We start from the raw sequence: 15122 nt of genomic DNA on the forward strand, positions 1-15122 counted from the left end.
TCTCTTACTTATCTGCATATAGGCTAGGCAACTCAATCGGTAAATCCATATCACCATTCCAACCTGCTTTAGAGTATTTTAAATACACCATTGCAGTACTCGGTGCATAATCTTTTTGATATTCTAAATTTAAAGATGCGCCCAATACAAAATGAGGGTTTAAACGTCTTTCACCATACGCTTTAAATGAATATGCCATTCCTTTAGAACGACTTGCATCTTCAGTGACTTGTTGATTTTGAGACACGAGCGATGCTATTGGATAGCGCTCATAACGATCATGCTTGGCAAAGGAGTAACCAACATAACCTTCCATACCCCAAGACGTATTTTCATGCGCTTGTAACCATCTAATAGGTATACCAATAGACGCCGATAATTGTGGACTATAGTAACCACCTTGTCCTAAAGTATAATCGCCTAAGTTCTTCTCATAGTGACTTAGTCCTGTGTTTGTACCGATACTTACTCGTTGATTAGGCTGATTAATCAGATAATGATAAATACCGGTAAAATTACGAATACGCTGGTTATCTGCTACGTTTTCACCCGATAATTTACCTACATCTGTATACGACCAAAGCCCGGTTGAGTTACTTAAATTTTTACTCAGATTCAATGTAAATTGATTTACATTCACTCCACCCCAACTTTTTTGGGTATTTGGATCTGTTTGCCCATAAAAAGACAATAACGAGTTATTTAAACGACGGCGCTCTATACCTAAAGTATAATTAAACTTATTTTTATAACTATTTTTCCAACTCACTCCGCCAATCAAATCAACTGATTGATTATGTTTTGGGATTTGTCCAATATCAAATTTCCATGCTTGGTTGTACCATTCAAACGACAACATATGAATGGTTTTTTGTTGCTCTGTTAAATCACACGACTGATCCTTACATGTCCCCCATAATGGATTAACGTCGGAAAAATTTCCTGCATCATAATCTGACCATTCATATTGCAGCTTGGCACGTCCATCCCAAAGTGGATATTGTCCTGATACAAAAAATGTATTTTGATCCACACTCGAATAACCCGATGTACCTGAATAATGTGAGATATTTAAACCTGTTGTCAGAACTTGGTCTTGATGTTTATAAACCTCTTTTGCCGACGATTTAATCCCTTTTTTTAACCAATCATCGTCTTTTTGAGTACGCAGTGCAGTTGTATATTCTGTATTATTTTGAGGAATAGTAGGTTGAATCCCTGCATAAAAAATAGCAGTTTTCCACTCATCTAACGCTAGTTGATTTTCCTGATGTTCAGCATAATATTTTGCTAAATCGTGTTTCACCATCGCAATATCTTGTGATGCTTGCGTTTTATTCTGATTAATATAAACGGAGAGCTGTTGTATAATCGTTTGATTATTCGTTGCCAAAATTACATTGGAAAGTTGCTGAACTTGGTAATCCTCTAGCTTTTGATTCAGTAAATCCTCAATCATATTAGGTGAAATTTTTTCAACCTGCTGATTTTTCGCATAGACGTTGATTAAACCCAATTGAGTTGACGTATCAGCATCTTGATGAGTAATTAATTGTTGATAGGCTTGTTCAGCTTTATTGTAGTCTTTAATTTCTACCAACCACTGCGCTAATGTTAGCGTACTTTCTTTATCATATGGTAAGCGTTCTAACTGTTGAATTGCTTCTTGGTGTTGTTGATTACGCCATAAATCATTTGCTTTTTGTAGCACCAATGCACGACTTGCTTTGTCTTTTAAATCTATTAACTCTGCTGTAAGTGGCGCATTTTTTAATACAGCTAATAATTTAGCATAGGCATTTGTGCTATAAAGATATAAGGCATATGCTTTGTAGTAATCCTGATTTTTAGGCGCTTGAGCAATCTCAAAAACATGCTCCCCTTGTTGTTGCAAATTAAGTGCCTGATAAATCTTAGCCAAACGATATGTTTCCCAAATATCATTAGGTAGAAGTTTTACTAATTTTTCTTGTACATTTTTTTGTTGGGCTAAGTTATTTTGTTGTTCATAATCCTTAAATTGCTTTTCTAAAGTTTCACGCTCTACAGTCTGTTTTGCTTGCTGTAAAATCTCTAAAATTTGTGGTGTTTTTTGAATTAATTTCGGTTCATATCGGATTATCTTTTGATAATCATCTAAGCTATTCAAAAATAATAAATATGCGTACTGACTTTCACTAGTTGTCAAAGCAAAATGACTAAAAAGTCGTTGTGCTTGTTGTTTTTTACCCACTTTAACCAATGCATTTGCTTGTTTATAAATATCCCAAACATTGGGTTCTTCTTGTACTTTGGATGGTACTGATTTTTTCTGCGTTGGCTTTGTTGATGTTGATGTTGATGTTGATGTTGATGTTGATGTTGATGTTGATGTTGATGTTGATGTTGATGTTGATGTTGATGTTGATGTTGATGTTGATGTTGATGTTGATGTTGATGTTGATGTTGATGTTGGCAGAATAAATCTTCTTTTTTGTGTTGCCAACTCTTTATCATGTGTTAAATTTGCATAATCTACCCATGCTTGTAACACTTGCTGATCTTTGGGTGCCATCAAATCTAATTTATCTAAACTCTGTTTCATCAGACTTAAATTATGATTTTTCTTAGAAAAAGCAACTTGCTCTAACAAAAAGGTTTTTGCATTTATTAAACTATTAGCTTTAGCAGAGGTTGTACTTAGCAATGCAATACTAATCGAAATGAGTAAATTTTTATTCATTGCCTATCTCCACTTTGTTTTTAAATTGCCATTAAGATCAAATGTATATAAATTTGCATACCAACCTAAACCAAATAAAATCAGTACATTATTGTAGTAGCTATCATTTTCCTCATACTGATTTACAATTAATTCGAATTGTTTTTCTTGCTCTTCTTGCTGATTTAAAAAAGGTAATGCAGCAGCAGAAAAACCTATAGGACCCTGAATATCTAATGTTTTATTTTTAAAATTAAAGGACCTTGGTGGCTGTCCTGCTTGTTGTATTTGTAATTCAAATGGCTTAAACGTTGCTTTTAGCTGTTTTTTATAAATATCGGCATCATTAAGCATTCCAATCCACATATAAACTCGGATTGCATCATAACTGCTTTGTTCATCAAGGTTCCACTGTGTGGTATATGTTGCCCAATCAGGAGAATAGCCCTGACTTGCTGTTTGGGCTAACATGTTAGCTGTATTTTTATGGATTTCTGCCCAAATATCAGAATACTGCGCAAAATATGCTGTTAGCTGTAACGGAGAATAACTTGGATTAATTTTCCAAGAGTTAGCATGCACAAAACCAACCTCACCCGGTATCACTAACTGTCCTATACCATCGACAGCTCGAACTTCTTTACGTTCGATCTGTTTAAGTAGTGCTAAGCCTTGTGCTTTATAATCTGCATTCTTCCAAAGTCGCCCTGCTTCTAACAGGCTATAAGCAATCCATAAATCAGCATCTGATGCAGAATTTGTATCTAATATTTTCCACTCATGCGTTGTCGGATCCTCTCCCCATACCCATGCAGGTAAATGCTGTGTTAGATCGCCTTGCGATAAATTATTAACTGTCCATTTCAAAATTTTTGCAAAATTTGCTTGGTCATTATTTACCAAAGCAAAAAACAATGCATAACTCTGCCCTTCAGACGTTGTAATTTTTCGACTATCACTTAAATCAATCACACGTCCATCATCTGAAATATATTTAGACGTAAAGTTTTGGTAAATTTTTTGATAAGTCACTTCTTTTTGATCTTGTGCTAAACATGCTGTTAACAGAAACAAATTCAAAAAAAGAACACATACCGTTTTACTGATGATCGTCATGAGTTCCCATCCGTTTTTTTCTGTATTTTTTCATCATCCCAACAAGTGCAAAACCCACAACTGATACCAACAACAGTGTAATTAGACCTAAAATCATACCATTTTTAGAAATAAGTAATTGAATTCTTTGTAATAATGTTAAATTTCCAATGCTGTATTCATTATCTAAAAAGACACTTGTTACACCCGATGGACGTACTACAGCTAAGCTACCAAAAATACTCGTTTGATTAGGATCTTGTAAAAGCTCTTTCATTCTTACAAGACTCTGAGCATCATTTGCAATCAGAGCAACAACACTACGCTGCTTAAAGTAGCGAGACTCATAGCCCATCAATGCGCCCATATTGCCTTGTGTTGCAATACTTGCAAGTGTTTTAGTGGTTGAGCTTTCTTTAATTTGTTGATTAAAAATATTTTCAATAGGTAAATTTAAATCACTAATATTGCCTTTAAGCTCAAAATCTTGAGAATTTAGCTTGTTTTGATGTACTGTTTGAAAAACTAATAAATCTTTATCTTGTTGTGCCAAATTTGTAAATGCGTCTGCGAAGGTAATATTGTAAGCAGGTAAGCCAACTTTGTTACTCATCATACCCACTGATGTAAGAATTAAATCCATCTCTTGTGTTGTGGGTGCTTTAGGACTCACCACCATCGTTTCAGAAAAGTCGGCAAATTTAGAAAATGGAAAACCTGAATATACAAAAGCATGTAAGTTTGGCATTTTCATATAGTGGGCAAACTTACTAAAATCAATGACCGAATCATCATCCACTGTAAAAGCATTTGCAACAGGCTGGTAGGTCACACACTGATCTTTACTTCCTCCAGGCGTTACACTCATAAAGTACGGATCAAATCGCAACTCATTGGTACGATCTGGCACAATGCCAGGCATTTTAAATGCCTCATTGTTGGTATAAATACCTTGATGAATAGGTACTTGTAAGGAGATATTACCTGTATCGTCTTTATTTGAGCCTAAACGTAACGACTTATAAAACTGATTATTAATATACATCAGTACACGCGAATCATCATTACTTACAGGATTTGTATAACGATACTTTAGATCAAATGATGTACTATATTTTCCTAAAGAAAAAATATCAGGCGGTAATCTAAAATATAAACTTAATGGATTTAACTTAAACCCTGTTGTCGTCAATTGTTCTGAGTACGTTTTAATTTCACCTAAACGTAAGGGCTTGTCAATCGGTAACCAGTTCGGTGCATCGTAAGCCTGTCTTTTACCCGTTTCTACAAACTTATTTAAAACAGCATGTGCACCAACTAACTGTATATTGTTAGTTACAAATGCTTTAGATAAGTTAATTAAATCATTATCGTCTCTTCCCCAAAACACTAACAATTTTTTGTTTGTAACCGTTGGATGATTAATCATCTCAATGGTAGGTTGCGTGACTTTAGAATATTGGTTTAAAAAACTTGGGATATTTTGATTTGTTACAAAAACAATCGCATCATCATCTGCTAATGTTTGGTAATGCGTATGAAAATTTACTTTACTGCGTTTAGCTTGTACATTGAACCATGAAGCAACCACACTTGCTGCTTGCTGCTGCTTCGCATTTGGAGATTGATTGAAAAAGAAATTAATATTATTTGCTTCATTTACATTTTCTACAAATGGAAGTGGTAAAAACGATAAATCATTTTGTAATGGTAAATCACTCATCTGTAAATCTATTGATGAATTACGCAATACCTTTAACCAAATAGACGTGTTTAATAGATTTTCACAAATATCGGTATAATGCCCAATAAATTTAAACCTGAGGCGGTTTTGAGTAGTCACCGTCAAGGGATTAATAGTAATGTCCTGCGTTACTTTTTTGCCTAATTGATTGGCAGAAATTGGGTATACTCCAATAATATCGTCATTAAAATACACCATCAATTGAGACATATTAGGCAACAATGCAGGTGATGGAATGTATTCCACATGAACCGTTGCATTATTTACAATTTTATCTTTTCTTAAATTAAACTGTAGAGCCTCTTCATTACTGACACCCGATAAATTAATATTATCGGAATAACTCATAATTCGGCTAAATGGAATATTTTTTTGATCCAATTCTATTGCCATGGTTTCAGAGGCACTGCCCAACAGGCTTAACAATAAAAAATAGCTTATTTTTTTCATTTAATTCGTTCCGATAAAACTTTTAACTTTTTGGCTCAATTTAAATTTTATGAATTGATAAAATTTATAGTACCCAGCGATCCCATACTTAAAAAATCTATAAAAACTCTTATAAAGCTTATCGGGCGGAAAACTATTTACTTCATCATTCCATATACCTGGTCGACCGAAGGTCAGTGCAATGTATGCCATGTACTGTTCATGCGTTAAATCTTTGATTAATAATCCAATATGTCCATTACGCATGTATAACTGTTGAACAGGAATTTCCACATGGTCGTTATTATCTAAAATACATACCCATTCAACTTTTTCACCTTGAGAAAACTCCTCATCTTTATTGATACGTACGCCTAAGCCATCTGCGGAAAAATCACTTAAGTAGCTGTGCGTAATTTTTCTATAATTTGTCTTAAGGTGTATAGGTACTTTTAATCCTACACGATGAGATTTTCTTAATTGCTTGGTTTCAATCGAAACATAAATACAACTGCCTAAAACAATTAAATTATAAAAACACCAGACTAAGCTAAATAAAATTGTATAAAACTCATCATCTATATCATAAGTCAATCGATATATACCAAAGGCAACGCCAAAAAATAATAAAGAGCATGACGTAATTAATGGAATAAGAAGCTTAAAATCAACGTATTTTTCTTCAACTAAACCACCTTTTGCTGTTACATTAAATGTACCTTTGTGAGGTGCCAATAAGGCAACAACAACAGGTACAAAAATATAAAAGCATAAAATTGTTTCGTAAATTTCTGAGAAAAAACTATGTCGATATTTTCCTTGAATAAGATGATTGACATAAATAGATAACAATAGATGGGGAAATACATACAAAAAAATTAAAATAGCAGATGCAGAAATAATATAGCTATGAAATAGCAAGAATGCCAAAGGTGAAAACAAAAATATAATTCTAAAAATACAAGACAAATAGTGAATCATTACACCAAAATAACAAATTCTTTGAGGAATAGATAAACCTTTGCCTGTCACAGGATTATCCATTCTTAAGATTTGTGTCATACCTCTTGCCCAACGTATACGTTGACCAATATGTCCCGATAAAGTTTCTGTGGCTAAACCTGCTGATAAAGGCGTTTTCAGGTATGCAGAATTATATCCTAATCGATGCATTTTTAATGCAGTATGGGCATCTTCAGTGACCGTTTCAATTGCAATTCCACCAATTTGCATCAATGGTTCTCTTCTTAAAATTGCACAAGAACCACAAAAGAACGCCGCATTCCATGTATCGTTACCATCTTGGATAACACCATAAAATAAATTATTTTCCCCAGGAATTTTTTTATGAATATTTAGATTTCGCTCAATGGGATCAGGTGAGAAAAAATAATGAGGCGTTTGTATAAGAGCAAGCTTAGGATCTTTTAAAAACCAGCCCATTGTTTCTAGTAAGAAATTTTTTGTCATGATGTGGTCACAATCAAAAATTGCAACAAACTCACCCTCTGTTTGCTTTAAAGCATAATTTAAGTTTCCTGCTTTTGCATGTTCGTTACTAGGTCGAGCTAAATAATTAACGCCAATTTCATCACAAAAAGCTTTAAATTCTGGACGCCTCCCATCATCTAACAACCAAATATTTAATTTATTTTTTGGCCATACCAAGTTTTTAGCTGCATATAACGTAACTTTTACAATACTTAAACTTTCATTATAAGTAGGCACAAATAAATCGACTGTAGGCCTATCTTCTTCTTTTGAAGTTAACGGTAAAACTTCACGATTAAGCGGAAATAAGCTTTGGAAAAATGCAACAAACAGTACACACCATGAGTACATCTCTGCACAATAAAGTGTAATACCAAAAATAGCACTTAATGTATCTGGAAAATGTAATGTATTGAAAGTCCGCCAATAGATATATCTTATAGTGGCGATGACCGACAATAGTAACATTGCCATAATAACGACTTTACTTTTCTCTTTGAAGAAAAACTGAATAATGATAATACTAAGTATTAAAATACCATTTAACCACATAAGTTGTGGAATAGATAAAGGCTGAATAATTAAAAAAATTACTATTGCCAATAATATAGGAAATGTTAATAATAAAATTATTTCTTTATGTTTATTATTAAATTTTACCATTATAATTTCCCAAAGAACTAGGCAGATATCTTTAAATTTTTGTGAATTATATCACATTATTTTAATAAAATTGGTTAATTTAAGATCAATTTAAACTTAAAATTCTCTATATTGTTTAAATATACAATTTTTATTTAGTCTATAAATATTTAAAAATAAATATATTTAATAGTAATAATAAATTCACTTATATAAATAAGCCTTTATTTATATAATCAATTTTAAAAATTAATCTATCTTTAATACAATTACTAATATAGGAAGATTAAACTTAATTGCGAAAAACAACTACCATACTTAGCAATACAACCTGTTAAATATTATACTTAATTTTTAAGATAAAATTTTTTTAAAACATATTTCATCAACATAAATAACCAATATCAACAAAAGCAATTGTTAGTTACCCCTGTTTTTGCCTACAATAAGCATATTATTGATAAACACCAAATTTAGGTAGCTGTCGCCATGACCTTTGTTGTCACAGAAAACTGTATCAAATGTAAATATCAAGACTGCGTTGAAGTATGCCCTGTTGACTGCTTCTACGAAGGTCCTAACTTTTTAGTAATTCATCCAGATGAATGTATTGATTGTGCTCTATGTGAGCCTGAATGCCCAGCAAATGCAATCTTTTCTGAAGATGAATTACCTCAAGGTCAAGAAGTATTCTTAGAACTTAATGCTGAGCTTGCTGAAAAATGGCCCAATATCACACAAATTGGTGATCAACCAGAAGACCGTGAAGAATGGAATGGTAAAACAGATAAGTTACAATACTTAGAGAAATAAATTAAAAAGACCAGTATTCATCTGGTCTTTTTTTTACACACAATAAAACACTTTCAAAGCCGATATGACGTATAATAAAGCACCATTTATCTAATCTATTATTTTATATCGATGCCAATGACTGTTTACAAAAGTGCGCTTACTGCAATCATCTCAACGCTGTTTATAGCAAGCTGTACCACCACAGTTCATCAAATACAACCATCTGTAACACCCCAACAGGGTAAACGAATTTTTATTCCTCAAGAAAAAGTAACCATTCAAACCCCTGTCCCTCAAAAAACAGTACCTGCGTCTTATATTCAATGGATTAGCCAAGATAATCACCAACAACAAGTAGCCGAGTACGAAAAATTTTTAAATCAAAATAATGTAGGTAATATTGTGCCTGCATTTGAGTTATTACGTACAGCTCGTGACTGGCAAAAATGTGGCAGTTCAGAATATGCTGTGCCTAACCGTGAGTTGTGGGCAAATCAAGTCCCGACACTTAAAGTATTTAAATACCTTGTGGCAACTAAAGTCCTCACAGATTTTGAAGTAACCTCTGTCTACCGAGATTTACCTACTAATCAATGTGCAGGTGGTGCAAATTCATCACGCCATTTATACAACTCTGCCATCGACTTTAGACTAGGGCCTGTTATCCCACAGCCACAAGACTACATCGCCATTGAAAATACGAAATTTAAGCTATGCCAATTTTGGGCACAATATGGTCAAAGTTTAAATATGGGAATTGGACTCTATGCATCAGGGCAAATTCATGTAGATACACAAGGCTACCGTACATGGGGGCCTAATTTAAGCCATAGCTCGTCGATGTGTAATTTTTAATTTGATGTTAGAATAAAAGCATAAATTAGACAAAGGATTGGTCTCAATGAAAATTTGTATGATGGAAGATATTCCTGAACGTGAAGCGCGTTCATTTACTCTTGAAAGTGGTGTACAAATTTTTATTACGCAACGTGATGGGCATTTTTTTGCATATAAAAATTTATGCCCTCATTTAAAAGTAGAATTAGAATTTTTAGAAAACCAATTTTTGGATCAGGAACAAGAATACATTGAGTGTTCAACTCATGGCGCTTTATTTATGGTTGAAACAGGTGAATGTATTTCGGGGCCATGTACGGGTCAATCTTTAACTAAAATTAATATTCAAGTGCACTCAGATGGTGGGATTTATGTGATTTAAACACTATGACCAATCTTTCTTTATTTTTTAGTAATAATGCATTAATGCCGTTTCATTTGTCTGTTGTTATACTAGGTTTGATCAGTTTAATTCAGACGATTGGTTTTTATTTTGGCATACGTCCGCTCGCTTTTTTAAAGTATTTTATCCCCATTGGCTTTAATAGCCCTCTACTACATATCAAATTTTCTAAAATTCTTATTTTAATTTTCTTTTTAATTAATTTTAGTTTTGTTGGTTACTTTTTACAGTTTTTTTTCTATGCTTATGACGATGGTTTTGCATCAATTAGCTATATTTTAATTCCTACATTTATCATTGCCGTGTTTTTTACAGTTTTTATGATTCACTGCTTAGATCAGGTGATTCGTCCAAAATACACTTATCGCCCCCTTAATTTAATTGGGCGTCTTGCTACTATTTCAGGTGGTTCTATCCGCCCTGAACATCCTGCACAAGCCCGTGTACGTGATGAATATGGACAGCTACATTATGTTTATGTGGTTTCAGAAGCAGGGGAAATTCCAATCAATACGCAAATTATTTTAATTCGTATGAAAGGACATAATTATGTGGCTAAAAAAATCGCGCCCTCAAATCATTTATTTGACTACGAAATTTTTCCTGAATGCCAACAAGAAAAATAGGTTTATTTTGTTATACTAAAAGTAGATTGATTTTCTTTTGAATAGGTATGGTTCAAGAACCACGTCAAAAATTTAAAATTCCAGTTGGTTCACATATTTTAGTGAAACATCTTGGATACACACATCATGGCATTTATGCAGGGCGTGGGCGTGTGATCCATTATTCAGGTTTTGCACACCTATTTAAAAAGCATCCTATTGAAATGACATCGCTTGAGCAATTTTCTCATCATAAAAAAATTTATATTCGCTCTTATAAATATCCTAAATTTAAGGGACGTGCTGTGGTACGGCGTATGAGATTACGCATGCACGAAAACCATTATCATCTTATTATTAATAATTGTGAACATTTATGTAGCTGGGCAATTACAGGCATAGAAAGTAGCCCACAAGTTTTTAAAATGATGAATCGCCTTACCACAATTGGTTATATCAGCTCCGTTATGAGTTATATGAACAGTGTATTTTTAACCGTTGCCACCACTTGTTTTGCACTTGTGTTGTATATTAAGAAAAAACTACATGACAAAGCAAAAATGAAATTGCCAAGCCATGTATTTTTTAAGAATAAAAAGTAACTATTTTAAATACTGTGCATGAAAAGCAATGTGCTTCTCAATAAAACTCGCAATAAAATAATAACTATGGTCATACCCTTCGTGATAATTCACATCAATACCTAATAGTTCAGGTTTGAGTTGCTCTTTTAAAAATGGGTCTGCCAAACCTTGATCAATCAAAATAGGTAGGTGGTCTGATGTCATCAATTCAGATGCATCATACTGCTTCCATTGCTGTTGATTTTGACCCAAATAGGCACTAAAGGCTTTTTGCCCCCAAGGCACTTGGCTTGGCGCTACAATCGGTGCAAACGCAGAGACACTCTGATACTGTGCAGACTCACGCAAACCAATGATCAAAGCACCATGCCCACCCATAGAGTGCCCAAAAATACTTTTTTTACCATTAGTTGGAAAATGCTGATATATCAGTTTAGGTAGTTCTAAAACAATGTAATCGTACATTTGATAATGAGATTGCCACGGCATTTGAGTTGCATTGATATAAAACCCTGCACCTTGTCCTAAATCATATTGATCAGCATCAGCAATCTGTTCGCCACGCGGGCTTGTATCAGGTGCAACCACAATCACTTTATGTTGCGCTGCATATGCCTGAAAACCTGATTTACTAATAAAGTTTTGCTCGCTACAGGTTAACCCTGAAAGCCAATACAATACAGGTAACTTTTCACTGGGTTCACACGGTGGCATATATACAGCGAATTTCATAGAACAATTAAGGGTAGTCGCATTATGTTCATAGACATATTGCCAACCGCTAAAACTTGCGTGTTTCTCAATTTGCTTCATGGTAATGCACCACTGTACGAATAGACTGTCCTGAATGCATTAAATCAAAAGCGGTATTAATTTGATCTAAAGGCAGTGTATGCGTGACAAATGGCGCGAGGTTAATCTTACCCTGCATGGCATCTTCGACCATTGTTGGAAGTTGAGAACGCCCTTTTACGCCACCAAATGCTGTACCTTTCCATGTACGACCTGTCACTAACTGAAATGGACGTGTCGAAATTTCTTGTCCTGCACCTGCTACGCCAATAATAATAGATTGTCCCCAACCACGGTGCGCACATTCTAATGCCGAGCGCATAACATTTACGTTACCAATACATTCAAATGAATGGTCAACACCCCATCCTGTCATTTCTACAATCACATCTTGAATTGGCTTTACATAATCTTTTGGATTAATACAATCGGTTGCACCAAATTCTTTAGCAAGCTCAAACTTCTCAGGATTGGTATCAATAACAATAATACGCCCTGCCTGTGCTTGTTTAGCCCCTTGTACCACTGCAAGTCCAATACCACCTAAACCAAACACCGCCACGGTATCGCCTTGTTGTACTTTTGCTGTATTGTGTACTGCACCAATCCCTGTTGTTACGCCACAACCTAACAAACACACTTGCTCAGGATTTGCCTCTGAGTTAATTTTGGCTAAAGATACCTCGGCAACTACAGTATATTCACTAAAAGTTGAACATCCCATATAGTGGTACAACGGTTCACCATTATAAGAAAAACGGCTTGTCCCATCAGGCATTACCCCTTTACCTTGTGTTGCTCTTACTGCCGTACATAAGTTGGTTTTACCCGACTGACAAAATAAACACTCACCACACTCTGCTGTATACAGTGGAATAACATGATCACCCACTTCAACACTGGTCACCCCATCTCCCACTTGCACCACAACACCAGCACCTTCGTGCCCTAATACAACAGGAAATAATCCCTCAGGATCTTCACCTGATAGGGTAAAGGCATCGGTATGACATACCCCTGTATGGGTAATTTTTACAAGCACTTCACCTGCTTTAGGCGGCTCAACATCAATTTCAACAATTTTTAAAGGTTCATTTGGCGCAAACGCCACTGCTGCACGTGATTTCATCATTTTATCCTTATAAAAAAGCTCAACCAAAGTTGAGCTCTTAAACTTAATTTTGTGGTTTAAAGCTATCTCGTAAATCTAAGATACGGTTAAACACAGGTTTGTCTGTGGTGTAATCGTATTGATCTGCTACAAAATAGCCCTCACGTTCAAACTGAAAACGGTCTTCAGGTTGTACTTGTGCCAAAGATGGTTCAACCACTGCATTCACAACTTTTAATGAATCAGGATTTAAATTATCTAAATAATCTTCACCTGTTTCAGGGTTCGCTTCTTTAAATAAACGGTCGTAAATACGCACTTCTGCAGGCACACCCTTTGTTGCAGATACCCAATGAATGACGCCTTTTACTTTACGTCCTTCAGGTTTTTTACCCAAAGTATCCGCATCAATTGAACATTTAAGCTCAACCACTTCACCATTTTCATCTTTAATCACTTCATCACACTTAATCACATAAGCATGACGTAAACGCACTTCGCCCTCAGGCGTTAAACGCTTAAAGCCTTTTGGTGGTACTTCTTCAAAGTCTTTGCGATCAATATAAATTTCTTTGGTCAATGGAATAACACGTTCGCCCATATCCACGTTTGGATGGCGTGCATGTGTTAAATCCATCTCCTCAGGTAAATTAGTCAGCGTCACTTTAAGTGGTTCTAGCACTGCCATACCACGAGATGCCGTATTTTCTAACGATTGGCGGATACAAAACTCTAGCATCGCCACATCAACCACACCGTCAGTTTTAGACACACCCACACGCTTACAAAAATCACGCAGACCTTCGGCAGTAAAACCACGACGGCGCATTCCAACCACAGTTGGCATACGTGGGTCATTCCACCCATTTACAAAACCACCTTCTACCAAACGGCGTAATTTACGTTTAGATGTAATCGTATAATCAATATTTAAACGTGATGATTCATACTGACGTGGTACGGCTTTTGAGTGTACTTTTTCAACAACCCAATCATAAAACGGGCGGTGATCTTGGAACTCAAGTGTACACAATGAGTGTGTTACACCTTCAATAGCATCAGACAATGGATGTGCATAATCGTACATTGGATAAATTTTCCATTTATCGCCTGTTTGATGATGCGCTGAGTGTAAAACACGATACAAAATTGGGTCACGCATATGCACGTTACGGCTTGTCATATCAATTTTTGCACGTAAAACTGCTTTGCCTTCTGCCAAAGTACCATCGCGCATTTGTTCAAAACGTTGTAAATTTTCTTCTACGCTTGCGTCACGATACGGCGAGTTTGTACCTGGTGTTTTAAAATTACCACGGTTTAATTTAATTTCTTCAGGTGTTTGCAAATCAACGTAAGCATCCCCTTGTTCAATCAGTTGGACTGCCCACGCATACAATTGATCAAAATAGTTAGAAGCATAACGTGGCTCACCTGCCCACTCAAAACCTAACCATTTTACATCGCCTGCAATACCATCTACATATTCTTGTTCTTCAGCATCAGGGTTGGTGTCATCAAAACGAAGGTTACATAAACCTTCAAATTCTTGTGCAATACCAAAATTTAAGCAGATCGCTTTTACATGTCCAATATGCAAGTAACCATTTGGCTCAGGCGGAAAGCGTGTTACGACTTTTTGTGTACGTCCTGCTGCTAAATCATCGGTAATGACTTGACGTACAAAATCTAAGCCTACCTGTTGCTGTTGTTCTTGCTGCGCAGAATCGACAGAAGGTTGCGTATTTGGCAGGTTTGAAACAACATCATTTGGCTTCATAATGAATAAATCACTTCTACAAGTTAAATTTTGACAAAAATGAAACGCTTTCTTAAATTTTATACAAAGAAAGTACGTTTCTGCTTGCTATGTAGTTTACAGTTTGCTTATGC

At 35.1% G+C, this 15122-nt stretch carries 12 protein-coding genes; 5 read left to right on the top strand and 7 right to left on the bottom strand.

Annotated features, from left to right (window positions below; genetic code table 11):
- Positions 1 to 4: 4 nt before the first annotated feature.
- Genes PCI70_RS08855 through bcsA form a run of 4 tightly spaced genes read right to left on the bottom strand, consistent with a single transcriptional unit; the run spans position 5 to position 8123 of the window.
- Positions 5 to 2722, bottom strand: coding sequence for a cellulose synthase subunit BcsC-related outer membrane protein (locus PCI70_RS08855; RefSeq protein WP_269914979.1), 2718 nt, complete (start codon positions 2720 to 2722; stop codon positions 5 to 7).
- A 3-nt stretch (positions 2723 to 2725) separates the two neighbouring features.
- Positions 2726 to 3781 carry a cellulose synthase complex periplasmic endoglucanase BcsZ gene (gene bcsZ, locus PCI70_RS08860; protein ID WP_269914980.1) on the bottom strand — a complete coding sequence of 352 codons (1056 nt, stop codon included), beginning with the start codon at positions 3779 to 3781 and terminating at the stop codon, positions 2726 to 2728.
- 19 nt (positions 3782 to 3800) lie between these two features.
- Entirely contained in the window at positions 3801 to 5990 is a 2190-nt protein-coding gene (gene bcsB / locus PCI70_RS08865) for a cellulose biosynthesis cyclic di-GMP-binding regulatory protein BcsB (RefSeq protein ID WP_269914981.1), read from the bottom strand.
- On the bottom strand, positions 5991 to 8123 hold the full coding sequence (gene bcsA / locus PCI70_RS08870) for a UDP-forming cellulose synthase catalytic subunit (protein ID WP_269914982.1): 2133 nt from the start codon (positions 8121 to 8123) through the stop codon (positions 5991 to 5993).
- A 468-nt stretch (positions 8124 to 8591) separates the two neighbouring features.
- Between bcsA and fdxA the strand changes: the two genes are divergently transcribed.
- From fdxA to PCI70_RS08895, 5 genes are all read left to right on the top strand, one after another.
- Entirely contained in the window at positions 8592 to 8915 is a 324-nt protein-coding gene (fdxA, locus tag PCI70_RS08875; protein ID WP_269914983.1) for a ferredoxin FdxA, read from the top strand.
- Positions 8916 to 9032: 117 nt separating this feature from the next.
- Positions 9033 to 9752 carry a D-Ala-D-Ala carboxypeptidase family metallohydrolase gene (locus tag PCI70_RS08880; RefSeq protein ID WP_269914984.1) on the top strand — a complete coding sequence of 240 codons (720 nt, stop codon included), beginning with the start codon at positions 9033 to 9035 and terminating at the stop codon, positions 9750 to 9752.
- Positions 9753 to 9798: 46 nt separating this feature from the next.
- Positions 9799 to 10116, top strand: coding sequence for a Rieske (2Fe-2S) protein (locus PCI70_RS08885; protein ID WP_269914985.1), 318 nt, complete (start codon positions 9799 to 9801; stop codon positions 10114 to 10116).
- Between the two features lie 5 nt (positions 10117 to 10121).
- Positions 10122 to 10763, top strand: a complete 642-nt coding sequence (locus PCI70_RS08890; protein WP_269914986.1) for an OB-fold-containig protein — start codon at positions 10122 to 10124, stop codon at positions 10761 to 10763.
- A 47-nt stretch (positions 10764 to 10810) separates the two neighbouring features.
- Entirely contained in the window at positions 10811 to 11344 is a 534-nt protein-coding gene (locus tag PCI70_RS08895; RefSeq protein WP_269914987.1) for a lecithin retinol acyltransferase family protein, read from the top strand.
- On the opposite strand, the gene fghA is transcribed toward PCI70_RS08895, so the two are convergent.
- Genes fghA through PCI70_RS08910 form a run of 3 tightly spaced genes read right to left on the bottom strand, consistent with a single transcriptional unit; the run spans position 11345 to position 15009 of the window.
- Positions 11345 to 12139: an S-formylglutathione hydrolase gene (gene fghA, locus PCI70_RS08900; protein WP_269914988.1), complete on the bottom strand. Its 795-nt coding sequence runs from the start codon at positions 12137 to 12139 to the stop codon at positions 11345 to 11347.
- Positions 12126 to 13247, bottom strand: a complete 1122-nt coding sequence (locus tag PCI70_RS08905; RefSeq protein ID WP_269914989.1) for an S-(hydroxymethyl)glutathione dehydrogenase/class III alcohol dehydrogenase — start codon at positions 13245 to 13247, stop codon at positions 12126 to 12128. The genes fghA and PCI70_RS08905 overlap by 14 nt, the downstream gene beginning before the upstream one ends.
- Before the next feature lie 46 nt (positions 13248 to 13293).
- Positions 13294 to 15009 (bottom strand): glutamine--tRNA ligase/YqeY domain fusion protein, encoded by a 1716-nt coding sequence (locus tag PCI70_RS08910; RefSeq protein ID WP_269914990.1) that lies wholly within the window; start codon positions 15007 to 15009, stop codon positions 13294 to 13296.
- Positions 15010 to 15122 lie beyond the last annotated feature (113 nt).

Source organism: Acinetobacter sp. HY1485, from assembly GCF_027568475.1.
Lineage (GTDB): Bacteria > Pseudomonadota > Gammaproteobacteria > Pseudomonadales > Moraxellaceae > Acinetobacter.